This window comes from Pseudophaeobacter sp. A-200-2, from assembly GCF_041008815.1.
Lineage (GTDB): Bacteria > Pseudomonadota > Alphaproteobacteria > Rhodobacterales > Rhodobacteraceae > Phycobacter > Phycobacter gallaeciensis_A.
In genome coordinates, this window is sequence record NZ_JAXGFU010000001.1 from 345,410 (window position 1) to 362,590 (window position 17,181).

At 60.4% G+C, this 17,181-nt stretch carries 13 protein-coding genes; 6 read left to right on the top strand and 7 right to left on the bottom strand.

What is annotated here, in order from left to right; translation table 11 throughout:
- Positions 1-26: 26 nt before the first annotated feature.
- The 7 genes from bamA to pyrH form a co-directional block, all read right to left on the bottom strand.
- A complete protein-coding gene (gene bamA / locus SM766_RS01585) occupies positions 27-2,432 on the bottom strand; it encodes an outer membrane protein assembly factor BamA (protein ID WP_065273430.1) in 2,406 nt (801 codons plus the stop codon).
- A gap of 429 nt (positions 2,433-2,861) precedes the next feature.
- Entirely contained in the window at positions 2,862-4,211 is a 1,350-nt protein-coding gene (gene rseP / locus SM766_RS01590) for an RIP metalloprotease RseP (protein ID WP_274828004.1), read from the bottom strand.
- Between the two features lie 9 nt (positions 4,212-4,220).
- Entirely contained in the window at positions 4,221-5,390 is a 1,170-nt protein-coding gene (dxr, locus tag SM766_RS01595; RefSeq protein ID WP_368946674.1) for a 1-deoxy-D-xylulose-5-phosphate reductoisomerase, read from the bottom strand.
- A 17-nt stretch (positions 5,391-5,407) separates the two neighbouring features.
- Positions 5,408-6,181 carry a phosphatidate cytidylyltransferase gene (locus tag SM766_RS01600; RefSeq protein ID WP_274833942.1) on the bottom strand — a complete coding sequence of 258 codons (774 nt, stop codon included), beginning with the start codon at positions 6,179-6,181 and terminating at the stop codon, positions 5,408-5,410.
- Positions 6,178-6,936: an undecaprenyl pyrophosphate synthase gene (uppS, locus tag SM766_RS01605; RefSeq protein ID WP_065273427.1), complete on the bottom strand. Its 759-nt coding sequence runs from the start codon at positions 6,934-6,936 to the stop codon at positions 6,178-6,180. Before uppS ends, SM766_RS01600 begins: the two co-directional genes overlap by 4 nt.
- Positions 6,937-6,945: 9 nt before the next feature.
- Positions 6,946-7,509: a ribosome recycling factor gene (gene frr / locus SM766_RS01610; RefSeq protein WP_065273426.1), complete on the bottom strand. Its 564-nt coding sequence runs from the start codon at positions 7,507-7,509 to the stop codon at positions 6,946-6,948.
- A gap of 212 nt (positions 7,510-7,721) precedes the next feature.
- The gene (gene pyrH / locus SM766_RS01615; RefSeq protein ID WP_065273425.1) at positions 7,722-8,468 is read right to left on the bottom strand and encodes a UMP kinase; all 747 of its coding nucleotides are present in this window, start codon (positions 8,466-8,468) and stop codon (positions 7,722-7,724) included.
- Between the two features lie 132 nt (positions 8,469-8,600).
- Here pyrH and miaA point away from each other — a divergent pair, with 132 nt between their 5' ends.
- The 6 genes from miaA to SM766_RS01645 all read left to right on the top strand — a co-directional run bounded on the left by miaA (position 8,601) and on the right by SM766_RS01645 (position 17,145).
- Entirely contained in the window at positions 8,601-9,479 is an 879-nt protein-coding gene (miaA, locus tag SM766_RS01620) for a tRNA (adenosine(37)-N6)-dimethylallyltransferase MiaA (protein ID WP_368946675.1), read from the top strand.
- A gap of 125 nt (positions 9,480-9,604) precedes the next feature.
- On the top strand, positions 9,605-10,426 hold the full coding sequence (locus SM766_RS01625; protein WP_274827999.1) for a helix-turn-helix transcriptional regulator: 822 nt from the start codon (positions 9,605-9,607) through the stop codon (positions 10,424-10,426).
- A 320-nt stretch (positions 10,427-10,746) separates the two neighbouring features.
- Positions 10,747-12,417 carry an ABC transporter substrate-binding protein gene (locus SM766_RS01630; RefSeq protein ID WP_368946676.1) on the top strand — a complete coding sequence of 557 codons (1,671 nt, stop codon included), beginning with the start codon at positions 10,747-10,749 and terminating at the stop codon, positions 12,415-12,417.
- 137 nt (positions 12,418-12,554) lie between these two features.
- Positions 12,555-13,601 (top strand): ABC transporter permease, encoded by a 1,047-nt coding sequence (locus tag SM766_RS01635; protein WP_065273421.1) that lies wholly within the window; start codon positions 12,555-12,557, stop codon positions 13,599-13,601.
- Between the two features lie 15 nt (positions 13,602-13,616).
- Positions 13,617-15,053: an ABC transporter permease gene (locus SM766_RS01640; RefSeq protein WP_274827996.1), complete on the top strand. Its 1,437-nt coding sequence runs from the start codon at positions 13,617-13,619 to the stop codon at positions 15,051-15,053.
- A 4-nt stretch (positions 15,054-15,057) separates the two neighbouring features.
- Positions 15,058-17,145 carry a dipeptide ABC transporter ATP-binding protein gene (locus tag SM766_RS01645; protein WP_368946677.1) on the top strand — a complete coding sequence of 696 codons (2,088 nt, stop codon included), beginning with the start codon at positions 15,058-15,060 and terminating at the stop codon, positions 17,143-17,145.
- Positions 17,146-17,181 lie beyond the last annotated feature (36 nt).

Here is a 17,181-nt window from a genome sequence, read left to right on the forward strand (position 1 = left end):
ACGTCGGCCTTGCCTGCATCACCGGGTCAGAACCGGGCCTGCAAGGTCAGATCGAAACTTTGTTCCTTGTCAAAGTCTTCCTTCTTGACCGCATTGGAAAAGTTGAACCGCAACGGGCCAAAGGCCGTGGTCCAGAGGACCGAAAACCCGACCACGTGCCGGAAAGAGCCGTTACGGCCGACGACGAAACCACCGCTGGCAGGTGTGTCCACGTCCTGCAGGCCCCAAAGGTTGCCGACATCGTAGAAAAGACCACCGCGCAGCCCCAGTTCCTCAGGCAGACCCAGCGGGAATTCGGCATCAAAACGTGCAACAGCATAGACGTTGCCGCCGAGGAAATCGTCGTAACTTCCGCCATCAGCCCGCGGTGCAGTATCCCGAGGCCCGATCCCGCCGGGTTCGAACCCCCGCATAACGCTGGGGGTCAGAACAAAACGGTCAATCGAGCGGCTGTAATCGTCGCCCATCCAGTGCAGCGAGCCGGTTTCCAAAGTGGCCCGAAGCGTGACTTCCTCGTTGAGGATCTTGCGCTGCGCGACCAGCTTGGCCGTGGTTCTGAGGTATTCGCTATCTCCGCCAAGCCCGGCATAATCAGCGCCCACCTGCATGGTGAAACCAATATTGGGGTCGAGTCCGGTCAGACGGCTGTCATAGGAATATGTGAACCCAAGGGAGCTGGACGTTTTGCTGCCTTGATTGATCTCACTTCTTATCACAGGGCCCGCCACAGGGTAGGTCCCTCCGACAAAGCTCACGTCATCGCGGCGGATCATCTCACTGTCGGCCCAAGTATAGCGCACTTCCAGAGTGGTATCTTCGGTCACATTGAAGGTCAGCGCCGGACGGAAGAACGCGCGGGAGGTGTCGTACTCCGCATAGCTAGAATCGGTTTCGGACACACCAAGGTCCAAATCGAATTTCAGATCGCGTCCCAGCAGATGCGGCTCGGTAAAGCCCAGAACGTACTCTTCCGATTCCTGAGCAGTCGCGATCGAGAAAGACAGGCGTTGACCGCGGCCCAGGAAGTTGTTCTCGGTCAGGCCAACATTCACCCCAAAGCCGTCGTTGACAGAGTATGCGCCGCCAAGGCTCAACGAACCGGTCGGTTGCTCTTCGACGTTCACGTCTACGATCACCTGGCTTTCGGAGCTGCCTTCCCGGACGTCCACGTCTGATTTGGCAAAGAATCCAAGCGCACGAATCCGTTCTGCGGCATCCCGGATTTCACGCGGATTGAAGGGGTCGCCTTCGACCGAGCGGAACTTCTGGCGGATCACCCGGTCCAGCGTTGTCGTGTTGCCTTCGATATCGATGCGTTCGACGAAGACACGCGGCCCGCGCACCATCGCGAATTCAACATCCAGCGTCAGATCGCGGTCGTTGCGGGTCACCCGCGGCTCAACCCGCAGGAAATCAATCCCCTGACGCGTTGCCAGCGTTTCCAGCATCTCGATGGAACGTTCAACAATCAGCGGCGAATAGGTCACGCCCGGTTTGACTTTCAACGCAGAGCGGTAGAGGTCAGCATCGGCCTCAGCGATTTCGCTGGTCACCGAGATATTGCCGAACTCGAACTGCTGGCCTTCGGTGACATCGACGACCAGATAGACGGCGTCACGCTCCCGAGTGACTTCGGCGTTGGTGCTGTTGACCCGGAAATCCACATAGCCGCGCGACAGGTAGAAATCGCGCAACACCTGCCGGTCAAACTGCAGGCGGTCCTCGATCAGCGTGTCCTTGTTGATGAAGGTCCGCAAGAGACCAGCCTGCTTGGTTTCCAGAACCCGGCGCAGACGCCGATCCGAATAGACCTTGTTGCCGACAAACGAAACGCGCTCGACTTCGATGGTGTCGCCTTCGGCAATCTCGAACACCAGATCGACGCGATTGTCGCTACGGCGGATGATGCGCGGCGTCACCCGCGAGGCCAAACGTCCCTGCGCCCCATAGGCGGCAGCAATGGTCTCGGCGTCCCGTTCCGCCTGCGCGGCGCGGAACACGCGGCGTGGCGCGGATTCGATCAGCTCGGCCAGCTTGTCATCCTTGATCCGCCGGTTACCTTCGAAATTGATCTGGTTGATCGTCGGGAACTCTGTGACCTTGATGATCAGAGAATTGCCACTCGGCACCAGCTCAACGGTTTCAAAAACACCGCTGTCGAGAATGCGCTGATACGCGTCATTCAACTGGCCAGCGCTGACTGGTTTCCCCCGTTCCAGCGCCGCATAGGACACGATCGTATCCGATTGGATGCGCTGATTGCCCTCCACCCGGACCGAATTGAACTGGTAGCTTTGCGCCGATGCGAAACTGGGCGTCAGGACAAATCCCAAGGCAACAGCCAATACGGCGCTCGATACGCTTCTATACAGTATATTGGTGCGTTTTGTGCGCACACCGCAGGATGTACCCACGACCTTCCCCCGAACCATCAGTCATAATCCGATTTTTTAAGCAGCTTTTAACTGTGCGTACCGGGTTTACTGACCGTTGTCAAAACTAAGAAATCACTCCGGGGCATGAAGATGCGCACAGACTGAGCACGGGTGACCGACGCGTTGCGCGGTGCAAACGCCGCATCCCCATGGTTTCAAAGGGATCCGAACCAGGCACCTGCAGTCAGAGCGAGAAAAATCGTCACGACCGACAGTGCGCGATCCCAATTCAGGCGCATCAAAAGACCCAGGCCATTGTCCGTTCTCATCAGAGCGTGCATGGCGACTTCCTTTCCCCAGTCGATGCCGCGCGCAAGGCTGCGCCGCGGACGTAGCAGATTGAGAAAGGGTTAATGCCGGAATATGGCGACAGTTGGGCACCCGCCCTCTTCCCGGAGGCGGGCGCCACAACAAGTGTGATAAATTTTAACAGAAAAGATCGTTGCCGAGTGCAAAGACCATCAACGACAGAATCATCGCAATTCCAAGGGTCATCAGGATCCGCATGACTCCATCACTGGGCGGACGCCCAGTGACCGCCTCATAGGCGTAGAACACCAGATGGCCCCCATCCAGCGCTGGCACCGGGAAGAGGTTCAGGAGGCCAACAGCCGTCGACAGAACCGCGATGAAGCGGATGAAGCTGACCGCGCCCTGGCTTGCCATTGCGCTGGAGGTTTCCGCGATCCCGATGGGCCCTGATAGATTGCAAGTGCTGATGGCGCCGGTAATCATATGCGTCAGGCCCGAAATCGACATGTCGATCACCGACCAGACCTGGGACGCCCCTGCCACCAGGGATTCGCCGACCCCGCCCACTTCGGTTGCGGGCTCAAAGGCCTGACCGCCGACCACACCAATCCGCCAACGGGTCGCGAAACTTCCGTCGGGCTGCGGCTCATCCGTGCGACGCGGTGCCAGCGCAAGCTCCAACTCCTGCCCTTGCCGCCAGACATCCAACAGCAGTACGCGGCCATCGGCCTGTTCGACGGTCTGCTTCAGCTGATCGAAGGCAAAGATCGGTTCTCCATCGACGCCCGTAATAACATCCCCAGCCTGAAGCCCGGCATCCGATGCAGCGCTACGCGGCGCAACGGCCCGCACATGCGGCGGCGATAGGAACGGGCCCTGAACCGAGACCAGCTGACCATCCCGGCGCACCTGATACTCCATCGGCTGCACCATCGGCAGTTGGTCGCGGAATTCCCCCCATGACATGGCTCCGGCCTCGTCCGGGATGGCAACGCCCTCGATTGCGACCAATTCGTCACCTTCGCGCAGCTGGTTTTCGATGCCGGGCAGCGGCACCAAGGTGCCGATAGCCAGCGGATCCCGCAGGGTTCCCTGCGTCATCGCCAGAACCGAGAAAATGATCACTGACATCACAAAATTGAACACCGGTCCGGCAGCAACCGTAGCGCTACGCGCCCAAAGCGGGGCACCGTGCATGGTCTGGCGCAGGCGCGTCGGATCATTGGCCGCCGCCTCCATCGCGGCGCTGTCCTTGCCCGAAGCCGCATCTGCATCGCCAAGGAATTTCACATATCCCCCAAAGGGCAACAGCGCGATCTGCCAGCGGGTGCCACGCTTGTCGACGCGGCTGAACAACACCGGGCCAAAGCCCAGCGAAAAAACCTCCGCATGGATTCCGGACCACCGGCCAACGATGTAGTGGCCGTATTCATGCACCGCGACGATCACCGAAAGCGCGACAACAAAACTGCCAATGGTGTAGAGAAAGCCGCCAAACTGCGGGAGTAGGGTCACGATATCCAAGTTCTTACCTTATCTGCGTTCCGCTGCGGCGCGCTCTGCCTCTTGTCGGGCGAGATGGTCAATCTCAGTGACGTTATCAAGGGTCATTGCGGAATCAATAAGGCCGCTTTGTGCCTCCATCCGCTCCAGAACCGCGGCCGTTACCTCGGCCATTTCGGTGAACCCGATCTGTCCCGCGATGAACAGATCCAGCGCCTTTTCCTTGGCTGCGTTGAAAACGGCGCCCATCAGACCGCCGCGCTGCATTACATCATAGGCTTGCCGCAGTGCGGGGTACCGCGCGGTATCCGGAGCCGTGAAATTCAGCTGACCGATTTCCGCCAGATCGAGCCGCGCAACCGGCAGATCCTTTCGCTCGGGCCAGTGCAGCGCGTATCCGATGGCATGGCGCATATCTGGTGCGCCCAGATGCGCCATCAGCGCACCATCACGAAAACCAACCAGCGCGTGCACCATCGATTCGGGATGCACCAGAACCTCGATCTGCTCTGGCGCCACACCAAAGAACTCTTTTGTTTCAATAACCTCTAACGCCTTATTGAACATTGATGCGCTGTCGATGGTGATGCGCTGGCCCATGTCCCAGTTTGGATGAGAGGACGCCTCGGCCAAGGTTGCCTTTTGCAGATCTTCCAGCGGCCAGTCGCGGAACGCGCCACCGGATGCGGTGATGATGATCCGCTCAACTGCTGAAATCTCTTCACCGACCAGCCCCTGAAACACCGCCGAATGTTCGCTATCCACCGGCAAGAGCCGGGCGCCATGTCGCAGCGCGGTCTGCATCAGAAGGCCACCGGCACAGACCAGCGATTCCTTGTTGGCCAACGCCAGCGTGGTGCCCTGCTCTAGCGCCTTGAGACCCGGCGCCAGACCGGCAGCGCCAACGATCGCCGACATGATCCAGTCCGCCGGACGGGTTGCCGCCTCGATCAGGGCAGCCTCTCCCGCTGCGGCCTCCACGCCACTGCCCTCCAGCGCGGCGCGCAGATCCGGCAGGCGCTCCTCATAGGCCGTTACCGCAACATCTGCCTTGAGCGCGATGGCATCCGCCGCAAGCCGGGCAATATTGGCACCGCCCGTCAGTGCCACTACGTCATAGGCGCGCAGATCGCGCCGGATCAGGTCAATGGTGTTCTGCCCGATCGAGCCGGTGGCGCCGAAGATAGAGATTTTACGCATGGTCATGCCCTACAAGGCTATCCCAGAAATGTCACGAAGATCAGGAAGGCCGCCGCCGCCCCGAGCATCCCGTCGAACCGGTCAAAAAGGCCACCGTGACCGGGAATAAGCGCGCTGGAATCCTTAACGCCGGTCTTCCGCTTAAGAGCGCTTTCCGCGATGTCGCCCGCTTGGCTAGCCATCGACATGACAACCGACAGGACAATCGCGCCCACGCCCAGCCCCGAGGCTTCGCTGAAGAAGGCCCCGACAATCGCCGCAGCGATCCAGCCAGCCGAAGATCCGGACCAGGTTTTCTTGGGGCTGACACGCGGCCAAAGCTTTGGTCCACCGATCATCTTACCGGCAAAATAGCCTGCTACATCGGTGGCAACGACAACGCCGATCAGCCACAACAGCCAAGAGGCCCCCATTTCATTGCGCAGCCATACAAAGGTAAATCCGGCGCAAACGATCCAGAGACCAAACAAGCCAAAACGCAGGCGGGCAGCAACAGGCAGTTGAAACATACCGCCAAGGATAGGCGAAACCAGCAAGGGCATACCCCAAACCGGCGGCAGCAGGGTCGCGCCCAGCACCGCAATGGCTGACATTGCCCCCAGTTGCAGCGCCTGTCCGGTCTTTTCGGGCGCCAGCATCCGGACAAGTTCCCAGATCATGCCACCGCAAGCGGCAGCGATGAGCAGCGCAAACCAGATGCCACCCAGCCAGATTTCCACGGCGCCTACAACAAGCATGACGACCGCAGACAGCAAGCGCGGCATCAGGTCGGACCAACGTCCCGCGCTCATGTCTTCACCGCGCCAAAACGTCTGTCACGGGCGCCATAGCCCCGGCACAGGCGCCCCAGTTCTTCGGCGGTGAAATCCGGCCAGAGCGTGTCGATGAACTCATACTCCGCATAGGCAGACTGCCACAGCAGGAAGTTGGAAATCCGTGCCTCACCGCTGGTGCGGATCACCAGATCGGGATCCGGCAGCACATGGGTATCGAGGTATTTCGGCAGGGTTTCCTCGTCCACATCGTCAGGAGATAGTTTTCCAGCCGCAACATCCTGCGCCAGCCGCTTCGTGGCGCGGGCCACCTCGTCCCGCCCACCATAGTTCAGGGCAATTGTGAGATTGGTGCCGTCGTTACCTTTGGTTTCCTCTTCCAACTGATCCATCAACTGGATCAGCTTGGCATCAAGCCGCACCCGATCCCCGATGAAACGCACCCGTACATTACGCGCGGCCAGCGCCTTCATCTCCTTGGAGATATAGCGGCGGAACAGGCTCATGAGGCCCGCGACCTCGACCTGCGTCCGTTTCCAGTTCTCGGTCGAAAAGGCAAATATGGTCAGATACTTGATGCCCAGGGACGGGCAGCATTCGACGATTTCCCGCACCCGTTTGGCGCCTGCGTGGTGCCCGAACAGACGCGGGCGGCCACGGGACTGTGCCCACCGGCCGTTGCCATCCATGATGATGGCAACATGGCGTGGGCCCTGCCCCGTGCCGTCTTCGGACGCGCCCTCGGAAGGCGCCGTGTCGGTATTGCTGACCATATCCGGGCGTCAGACCTGCATGATTTCGGCTTGCTTGTTTTCCAGCGCCTCGTCCACGGCCTTGATCATCGCGTCGGTCAGATCCTGAACTTCGCTTTCCCAGAACTTCTGGTCGTCCTCGGACATCCCATCAGCCTTGGCCTTCTTGATCTGATCCATGCCATCGCGGCGCACGTTGCGCACCGACACACGGGCGTGTTCAGCGTATTGCCCGGCAACCTTCGTCAGCTCGCGGCGGCGTTCTTCGTTCAGCTCCGGAATCGGCAGCATGATGATGGTGCCGTTCAGCTGCGGGTTGATACCAAGGCCGGATTCCCGGATCGCCTTTTCAACTTTGCCAACAAGGGATTTATCCCAAACGTTGATCGTCACCATGCGCGGCTCGGGCACGTTGACGGTGCCGACCTGGTTGATCGGCGTCATCGAGCCATAGGCATCTACCATCACCGGATCCAGCATCGAGGCCGAGCCACGCCCGGTCCGCAGCGAGGCAAACTCGGTGCGCAGGTTGGCCATGGCGCCATCCATGCGACGTTTCAGATCGTCGGTATCCAGTTCAAAATCATCAGACATTCTGCTCTCTCCCCTGACTTGAGGCGGTCTTTACACCGCTCATAAGCGATTGTCGCAAGATTGTATAGCAATCTCGGCCCGCTGACGGCCACTCTGCCCGATGGCAGCAGCTAGCCACAGCGTTGATACCGGCTTGCAACCCCTTGCATAAACGAAAAGACGCGCCTCCCGCCGGAACACGCGTCTTTTGCCATTATCAAACCAACTGCGGCTCAGCCCTGAACCTTGGTGTAGGTGCCTTCGCCAGCCAGAATACCGCGGAACCCGCCAGGCTCATCCAGCGAGAAGACGATGATCGGCAGGCTGTTGTCGCGCGCCAGAGCAATCGCCGAGGCATCCATAACCCCCAGGCGTTTAGCCAGCACATCGTCATAGCTGACGGTGTCATAGCGTTTGGCGTCGTCGAACTTCACCGGATCCTTATCATAGACGCCATCGACCTTGGTGCCTTTGAAGATCGCCTCGCAGGCCATTTCATTGGCGCGCAGCGTCGCCGCAGTGTCGGTGGTGAAATAGGGGTTGCCGGTGCCGGCCGCGAAGATGCAGACCCGCTTCTTCTCAAGGTGGCGCACGGCGCGGCGGCGGATATAGGGTTCGCAGACCTGATCCATCGGAATGGCGCTGATCACCCGGGTGAAGACGCCAAGCGATTCCAGAGCGGCCTGCATGCCAAGGGCGTTCATCACGGTCGCCAGCATCCCCATATAGTCAGCTGTGGTGCGTTCCATGCCCTGCGCAGCGCCGGACAGGCCCCGGAAGATATTGCCGCCGCCGATGACCATGCAGATCTCGACGCCCATGTCATGCACCGACTTCACCTCTTTGGCGATCCGCTCCACAGTCGGCGGATGCAGACCAAAGCCCTGATCCCCCATCAGCGCCTCCCCAGAGATTTTCAGCATGACACGTTTATAGGCAACGGCCGAAGTGGCGGCCGGTGTTTCGATTTCTTGGGGCATGTTGCGCTCCGGAATATGACGGGGTTAATTTGCGCCGCAAAATGAAGCAAATCACCGGCAGGATCAATGCAGGCCAGGCGCCTTTTCTTCCCGGGAGTATAACAAATCCGCCCTCGGTGAGGACAGGCTGACATGACAGAACTTCGCATCGATCCGGATAGGCCCGTTCTGATCGCTGGCCCGACGGCCTCAGGGAAATCCGCGCTCGCGCTGGAAATTGCGGAAAAACAAGGCGGTGTGGTGGTCAATGCCGATGCCAGCCAGGTGTTCGACTGTTGGCGGATCGTCACTGCCCGCCCTTCTGCCGAAGAAGAAGCCCGCGCGCCGCACCAGCTTTATGGGCATGTGGCCTATGATGCGCCCTATTCCGCCGGTCACTGGCTGCGGGAGGTGGTGCCGCTGCTGTCAGGAGCGCAGCGGCCGATCATCGTCGGCGGAACCGGCCTTTATTTCAGTGCCTTGACCGAAGGTATGGTTGAAATCCCGCCCACACCTGCAGAAGTCCGGGCCGAGGGCGATTCGATGTCGCTCGAAGACTTGCTGTCGGCGCTTGATCCCCAGACCGCGGCCCGCATCGATGTGCAAAACCGTGCCCGCGTGCAGCGCGCCTGGGAGGTTCTGACCGCCACGGGACGGGCGCTGGCCGATTGGCAGGATGACACCCCGCCGCCGCCCCTGCCGCTGGACGCCTGCAGTGCGTTGGTTCTGGAAAGCAGTAAGGACTGGCTGGAGGCACGCATCCGCAAACGATTCCGCGCCATGCTGGAACAGGGCGCCATGGATGAAGTCGAGGCCATGCGAGATCGGTTCGACCCCAGCCTGCCCTCCTGCAAGGCGATCGGCGCGCCGGAACTCATGGCCTATGCCACTGGCAGAATGACGCTGGAGGAGGCGGAGGAAAGCGCCGCGATTGCCACCCGCCGTTTCGCCAAACGGCAGCGCACCTGGTTCCGTGCCCGCATGGAGAAATGGCGGAAAATCTCCCCGGAGATCGGCTATCAGCTCAGCTAAACGGCAGGTGCAGGTAAGAGGCACAAATTTATCAATTTTTAACCTTCTTCGGCAGGAACTTGCCAGAATCACATTTTCATGCGCTGTTACATCGATAAAGTTTAAGTAAATCTATGTAACATCTCATGCCATTCGACCCGAAACCAGCCGAAGATCTTCACGTTTCGCCGCTTTCGCGTCTCTACCCAGACGGTCCTTGGCAAACAGAACTTGCGCATGATCGCGCCGAGCATGTGCTGATCTGGATCACACGCGGACAGGGTCGTTTTCTGATGGATGGGCACCGACGCGGGTTTGGCGCGCATACGGCGCTGTTCTTTCCGGCCGGCAATCTGTGGTCAGTGGAATTCGGACGCCAATGCCTGGGTCAGGCCCTGATCGTGCCTGCCACCGCGCCCGTGTCGATGCCGCCCGAGCCGCTACACCTGAAGTTCAACGACCCGGTCGAGCAAGCGCGTCTCAACAGCCTGCTTGAGGCGGTGTCGGTCGAACAATCCACTCATCCTGCCTTGTGGCGCCGGGCCATGCAGTCCTACACCGATCTGATCAGCATCCAGCTGCGCCGTCAGCCCCCCTCCGGCCCCCTGCCCCCGGTGAAACCAAACGCCGCGCGGCGCCTGTCACAGGCCTATTGCAAGCGGGTGGTAACCTATTTCGATGAACACGCCAGCATGGCGGATCACGCCGCTGCGCTGAACGTGACGCCGACCCACCTGACCCGTGTCTGCAAGGCGGAAACCGGTAAGACTGCCGCCACGCTGCTGACAGAGCGGCAGCTTCACGCGGCCCGCAGCCTGCTGATTTCAAGCGATCTGGCCATGCGCGACATCGCCGCCCAACTAGGGTTCGGCAGCGCCGCCTATTTCACTCGCTTCATCACCCAGCACACCGGTGAGACACCAAGCGCCCTGCGCAAGAAGGCGCGCAAAGCCGCTATTCCCCAGTAACGTTCCAGCCTCTGACCGCGACCTGCCGTCGTGAGTCGGCCCAGGCCCCCGTTTGCACCTCAACCCTGCGGAGAACTGGGCACTTCTGCCCAGTCCTGTGGCGCGACCCACCACGAATATACGAAAACGACGCAAAAAAGGTCGCTTTTCTGCCGTATTCCGCCGAATCTGTGCATTGACCTAAGCCGCCTTATGAGGCCGAATAGGTGCGTGAGACGGCGAAATTCAAAAATAGCACCTTTCCGGACCGCAATCCGGACATACCATCGCCACCTCGAGGCAGGGCCAAGCGTCCTGTTGGTGCAAACAGGGAGATCCGTATGAACAACGATACCACCACCGGCGCGCCGATCCACTGGGCCGCCCAGATGCATGCCGAGGAAGTCAAAAACGGCAAACTGAGCCGCCGTGAATTCCTAGCCCGCTCCACCGCACTGGGCGTCAGCGCCGCAGCCGCCTACGGGCTGATCGGTCTGGAGACCCCGGTGCAGGCCGCTGCACATGCCCAGAAGGGTGGCACCCTGCGTATGCAGATGGAGGTCCGTGCGCTCAAGGATCCGCGCACTTTTGACTGGACCCAGATCGCGACCTTTACCGCCGGCTGGCTGGAATATCTGGTCGAATACAACAGCGACGGCTCTTTCGGCCCGATGCTGCTGGAAAGCTGGAGCGCCAATGCCGATGCGACCGAATACACCCTGAACGTCCGCAAAGGCGTCAAATGGAACAACGGCGACGATTTCACCGCCGAGGACGTGGCTCGCAACATCGCCGGCTGGTGTGACAAGGGTGTCGAAGGCAACTCGATGGCAGGCCGCATGGCATCGCTGATCGACGAAGCCACTGGCAAGGCCGCAGATGGCGCCATCACCGTGGTGGACAACCACACCGTGATGCTGAAGACCAACACGCCGGACATCACCATCATCCCCGGCATGGCGGACTATCCCGCAGCCATCACCCATGCCAGCCATGACGCCGCAACCATGTTGGAGAACCCGATCGGTACCGGTTACATGCTGCCCGAGAGCATGGAAGTCGGCGTCAAGGGTGTGTTGGTGCGCAACGAGGACCACGAGTGGTGGGGCTACGCCGCTGGCAAGGGCGGCCATCTGGACCGCATCGAGTTCATCGACTACGGCACCGATCCGGCCGCCTTCCTGGCCGCCTTCGAAGCCGAAGAAATCGACATGAACTGGGAGTCGGTCGGTGAATATGTCGACATCTTCGACAGCATCGGCCTGACCCGATCGGAAATCCCCTCCGGCTTTACCATCGTCATCCGCCCGAACCAGCTGGCCGAAGTCGATGGCATGAAGCCCTATGCTGACAAGCGCGTGCGCCAGGCCCTGGCCATGGCAGTCGACAACAACGTCTGCCTTGAACTGGGCATGTCCGGCTACGGCATCCCGGCAGACAACTGCCACGTCGGCCCGATGCACCCGGAGCACGACCCCAGCGTCACCCGCATCCCCTATGACCCCGCCAAGGCCAAGGCCCTGATGGATGAAGCGGGCATGGGCGATTACGAGCACGAGCTCTTGTCGATCGACGATGACTGGCGCCGCAACACCACCGATGCGGTGGCAGCCCAGCTGCGCGATGCAGGCATCAACGTGAAGCGGACCATCCTGCCCGGTTCCACCTTCTGGAACGACTGGGTGAAATATCCCTTCTCCTCGACCAACTGGAACCACCGCCCGCTGGGCACTCAGGTTCTGGCACTGGCCTATCGCTCGGGCGAGGCCTGGAACGAAAGCGGCTTTGCAAATGCCGAGTTCGACGCTCTGCTGGCCGAGGCCAACTCGATCGCAGATGCCGACAAGCGCCGCGAAGTGATGGGCAAACTGCAAGCCATCATGATCGACGAAGGCGTCACCATCCAGCCTTACTGGCGCACCGCCATGCGTCACCACCGGGATACCCTGGTCGGTGTCGACAAGCACATTGCGGACCTGCCCCAGCTTTACAAGTGGGCTCTAAAAGCCTGACCTGGACCTGCACGGGCCGCGCATCGCGCGGCCCGTTTCCGCTGGACCCGTAGCACAGCCAAAAGACAGGGCGCATCCGCGCCTAGCAAAAGCGCAGCGGCATTGAACCGGGCGCATAGCCACCAATGGGGGCATCCATGGGACTGTTTATCCTCAGACGCGTCGGGGTCATGATCCTGACGGCGCTTTGTCTGACCTTTGTCGTGTTCTTCATGACAAACCTCTATCCGAACCTTGAAAAACTCGCCAAGACCCAGGGCAACTTCCGCATGTCGGACGAAGCCGTGGCCAGCTGGCTTGAAAAGGGCGGCTACCTGCAATCCACGCCAAAGAAATACATGGAATGGATCGGCCTCGCGCCGTCGTACCAGCACACGGCTGAGGATGGCACCATCACCGGCCGCTGCATCACGCCGGGCATGGACCCAGCCGAGGCCCCGCAGTTCTGCGGCATCCTGCAGGGCTATTGGGGCTATTCCACGGTGTTCAAGGATGAGGTCAGTTCCATCATCGCCACCCGCCTGTCGCTGACGGGCACGCTGATGTTCTGGGTGATGCTGGTCATGGTGCCCTCGGCGCTGATCCTTGGCGTTCTGGCAGGCATGAAGGAAGGCTCTGCCACCGACCGAACACTGTCGACCTTTGCCATCACCACCACGGCGACGCCCGAATATGTTTCCGGCGTCCTGTTTATCGCTATTTTCTCCTCCTCTGCCGTCGGCCTCAAATGGTTCAAGGGCACCGCGACCAGCGCGATGGAAAGCCCCAACATCGAAAACTTCCTGCTGCCGGTTCTGACTATCGCCCTTTATGGCATGGGCTATATCGCACGCATGACCCGCGCCTCGATGACCGAGGTGATGACGGCGCAGTATATCCGCACCGCACGGCTCAAAGGGGTGAGCTTTCCCAAAATTGTCATGAAACATGCCCTGCGCAACGCGCTGATCGCGCCCTTCACCGTGATCATGCTGCAATTCCCCTGGCTCCTGAACGGCGTGGTGATCGTTGAGACCCTGTTCAACTACAAGGGCTTTGGCTGGACGCTGGTACAAGCCGCTGGCAACAACGATATCGAACTGCTGCTGGGCGTCTCGGTCGTCTCGGTTCTCGTGGTGCTGATCACGCAGCTGATCTCGGACATCGGCTACGTCTACCTCAACCCGCGCATTCGCATTTCCTGAAGACGGAGAAAGACTATGGAACCACTCAGCTGGACCGGATCAATCGCCTTTCTCAACCCGCTTCTTTTTGCGGCTTTGGGACTACTGGCAATCTCGATCCTTCTTTGGATCATCATAGGCGCGGTCACCCCCGAGGAACGCGCCATTACCAACGCAGGCGGTACGCTCAGCCTGTCGGCCGGGCCGCAGGGCCTTGCCGCGCTGGCCGTGCGCCTCACCTTCCTGGCCTCGGCCGTCATCCTTCTGGCCTATCTGCTGCTTGGCCTCGTGATGGGCACCGGCGCGGGCATCATCGGCGCCCTGTCGCAGCAGATGCTGCCGGTCTGGATCGCCCTTGTGGTGCTTTATGCCGTTTCCATCACCTTCAAGCGGCGCCTTGGCCTTTATGGCAAGCTGTTTGACAGCCCCATCGGCATGATCGGCTTTGGCCTTGTCATGTTCTGGGTCTTCACCGGCTTTTTTGCGGCCTTTGACATGCTGGCCACCCATGATGCGCTGTCGCAGGCGTCGGGCATGAAAAACAAAGCCCCCGGCACGCCCCTGCGCGGCGCCGAAGAGGGGGAATTCCAATGGTATCTCCTTGGCGGTGACAACCTGGCGCGGGATGTGTTCAGCCGGATGGTCAAAGGCTCCTGGGAGGTGGTGAAAATTGCCCCGCTCGCGACGACCTTTGCCTTCATGGTGGGGATCACCCTGGGGCTGCCGGCCGGATACTATGGCGGCAAACTGGACACCTTCCTGTCGTTCCTCGCCAACCTGATCCTGGCCTTCCCGGTGATCCTGCTGTTCTACCTGATGGTAACCCCCGAGATCGTCGAGACCGGACTGCCGCAATATATGGCAGTGGTGCTCTTTGCCTTTCCGATGGTGTTCTTCGGGGTGCTGCTGAACGCCCGCTATCGGACGCAGCCCAAGAAAAACTTCATCATCCTAGCTGTCGTTCTCGCGCCGCTGTTCATCCTTTACATGTCGCTGATCAATGCCAAGGGGTCCAAGATCGACTTCTGGCCGGTGGATCTGTTCGACATTCCGGGCGGTATCCTTGTCGTCTTTGTCTCGGTGGTCTTCGTGAACTCACCCACCGTGTTCCGCATCGTGCGGGGCCTAACGATGGACATCAAGACCCGCGATTACGTGGCCGCCGCGCAGACCCGGGGTGAGCGTCCCTGGTACATCATGCTGTGGGAGGTTCTGCCGAACGCCCGCGGGCCGCTAATCGTCGATTTTTGCCTGCGCATTGGTTACACGACCATCCTTCTCGGGACTCTGGGTTTCTTCGGCCTTGGCCTGCCGCCCGAAAGCCCGGACTGGGGATCGACCATCAACGAAGGGCGCAAGCTCTTGTCGATCTACCTGCACCCGGCCCTGCCCCCCGCCATTGCCCTGCTGAGCCTGGTGCTGGGTCTGAACCTGCTGGCCGATGGTCTGCGCGAAGAAAGCCTGAGGGATTGATGACATGAGCAAGCTTGAGCAAACCGATGGCCCGATCCTGGAAATCGACCGCCTGTCGATCTCCTTTTTCACCCGGCTGCGCGAAATCCCGGCGGTGATGGACTTTTCCGTCTCCGTGATGCCCGGCGAGGCGGTTGGCCTTGTAGGCGAATCCGGCTGCGGCAAATCCACTGTCGCCCTTGGGGTGATGCAGGACCTTGGCAAGAACGGCCGCATCGTGGGCGGATCGATCAAGTTCAAGGGCCGCGATCTGGGCGAGATGAGCGTCGAGGAGCTGCGCGATATTCGCGGCAACGAGATCGCAATGATCTACCAGGAGCCGATGGCCAGCCTTAACCCGGCGATGAAAATCGGCAAACAGCTGATGGAAGTGCCGATGATCCACGAGGGCGTCAGCGAAGAGGAAGCCTACAAGCGCGCCCTCGAAGTTGTCACCGACGTGCGCCTGCCCGACCCAGAGCGGATGCTGAACAGCTATCCGCACCAGCTGTCAGGCGGCCAGCAGCAGCGGATCGTCATCGCCATGGCGCTGATGTCAAAACCGGCACTGCTGATCCTGGATGAGCCCACCACCGCGCTTGACGTGACGGTGGAGGCAGCCGTGGTCGAACTGGTCAAGGATTTGGGCAAGAAATACGGCACCTCGATGCTGTTCATCTCGCACAACCTTGGTCTTGTTCTGGAAACCTGCGACCGGCTCTGCGTGATGTACTCCGGTGAAGCGGTGGAACGCGGCAGTATCGAAGACGTCTTTGACGAGATGCAGCACCCCTATACGCAGGCGTTGTTCCGCTCGATCCCGCTGCCGGGCGCCGACAAGAACGCGCGCCCGCTGGTGGCGATTCCGGGCAACTTCCCACTGCCCCACGAACGCCCGCCGGGCTGCAACTTCGGTCCGCGCTGCGATTATTTCGAAGCGGGCCGTTGCGACGCGGGCGATATTGCCATGGCCGATGTGCCCGGCAATGACCGCCACGCCACGCGGTGCCTGAAGTTCCAGGAAATCGACTGGAACGCGCCGATCACCGTAGCCGACAAGAAGGAAAAGACCGCCCCGGGTGAGGTTGTCCTCAAGATCGACAAGCTCAAGAAATATTACGAGGTGGCAGCAAATGCCCTGTTCGGTAGTGGCGCCAAGAAAGTGGTGAAGGCCAATGAAACGCTGAGCTTCGAGGCCCGCGAATCCGAAACACTGGCCATCGTCGGGGAGTCGGGTTGCGGGAAATCCACCTTCGCCAAGGTTCTGATGGGATTGGAAACCGCCACCGACGGCGACATCCTGATGGATGGCCAGAACATCGAACAGACCCCGATCGAAGAACGCAACACCAAGACGATTTCGGACGTGCAGATGGTGTTCCAGAACCCCTTTGATACGCTGAACCCGTCGATGACCGTCGGACGGCAGATCACCCGGGCGCTGGAAATCTTTGGCATCGGTGACAACGACGCGGAGCGCAAGCAGAGGATGCTGGAGCTGCTGGATCTGGTGAAACTGCCACGCGCCTTTGCCGACCGCATGCCGCGGCAGCTGTCCGGCGGGCAAAAGCAGCGCGTCGGCATCGCCCGCGCCTTTGCTGGCGGTGCACGCATCGTTGTGGCGGATGAACCCGTCTCGGCACTGGATGTGTCGGTGCAGGCGGCGGTGACCGATCTTCTGATGGAGATCCAGCGCAACGAGAAGACGACGCTGCTGTTCATCAGCCACGACCTGTCCATCGTGCGCTATCTCAGCGACCGGGTGATGGTGATGTATCTCGGCCATGTGGTGGAGCTGGGGACGACCGATCAGGTCTTCTCGCCACCCTATCACCCCTATACAGAGGCCCTGCTGAGCGCGGTTCCCATCGCCGATACATCGGTGGAAAAGGAGCATATCGTTCTCGAAGGCGACATCCCGTCAGCGATGAACCCGCCATCAGGCTGTCCGTTCCAGACCCGCTGTCGCTGGAAGAGCGAAGTTCCGGGCGGTCTCTGTGAACGCGAGGTCCCCCCGGTGCGCGACATGCAGGGCGGGCATCAGATCAAATGCCACCTCAGCGATGAGATCCTTGAACGGATGAACCCGGTCATCAAGATCGCCGCCGAGTAGCCACTCTGATCACACCCAAAGCGGCGCCCGCGTTCA

Excerpts from the sequence above, each read along its gene's own strand:
- bamA (WP_065273430.1), bottom strand. The coding sequence starts at position 2,432 with ATGGTTCGGGGGAAGGTCGTGGGTACATCCTGCGGTGTGCGCACAAAA.
- dxr (WP_368946674.1), bottom strand. The coding sequence starts at position 5,390 with ATGCGTAAAATCTCTATCTTCGGCGCCACCGGCTCGATCGGGCAGAAC.
- SM766_RS01600 (WP_274833942.1), bottom strand. The coding sequence starts at position 6,181 with ATGAGCGCGGGACGTTGGTCCGACCTGATGCCGCGCTTGCTGTCTGCG.
- uppS (WP_065273427.1), bottom strand. The coding sequence starts at position 6,936 with ATGGTCAGCAATACCGACACGGCGCCTTCCGAGGGCGCGTCCGAAGAC.
- frr (WP_065273426.1), bottom strand. The coding sequence starts at position 7,509 with ATGTCTGATGATTTTGAACTGGATACCGACGATCTGAAACGTCGCATG.
- pyrH (WP_065273425.1), bottom strand. The coding sequence starts at position 8,468 with ATGCCCCAAGAAATCGAAACACCGGCCGCCACTTCGGCCGTTGCCTAT.
- miaA (WP_368946675.1), top strand. The coding sequence starts at position 8,601 with ATGACAGAACTTCGCATCGATCCGGATAGGCCCGTTCTGATCGCTGGC.
- SM766_RS01625 (WP_274827999.1), top strand. The coding sequence starts at position 9,605 with ATGCCATTCGACCCGAAACCAGCCGAAGATCTTCACGTTTCGCCGCTT.
- SM766_RS01630 (WP_368946676.1), top strand. The coding sequence starts at position 10,747 with ATGAACAACGATACCACCACCGGCGCGCCGATCCACTGGGCCGCCCAG.
- SM766_RS01635 (WP_065273421.1), top strand. The coding sequence starts at position 12,555 with ATGGGACTGTTTATCCTCAGACGCGTCGGGGTCATGATCCTGACGGCG.
- SM766_RS01640 (WP_274827996.1), top strand. The coding sequence starts at position 13,617 with ATGGAACCACTCAGCTGGACCGGATCAATCGCCTTTCTCAACCCGCTT.
- SM766_RS01645 (WP_368946677.1), top strand. The coding sequence starts at position 15,058 with ATGAGCAAGCTTGAGCAAACCGATGGCCCGATCCTGGAAATCGACCGC.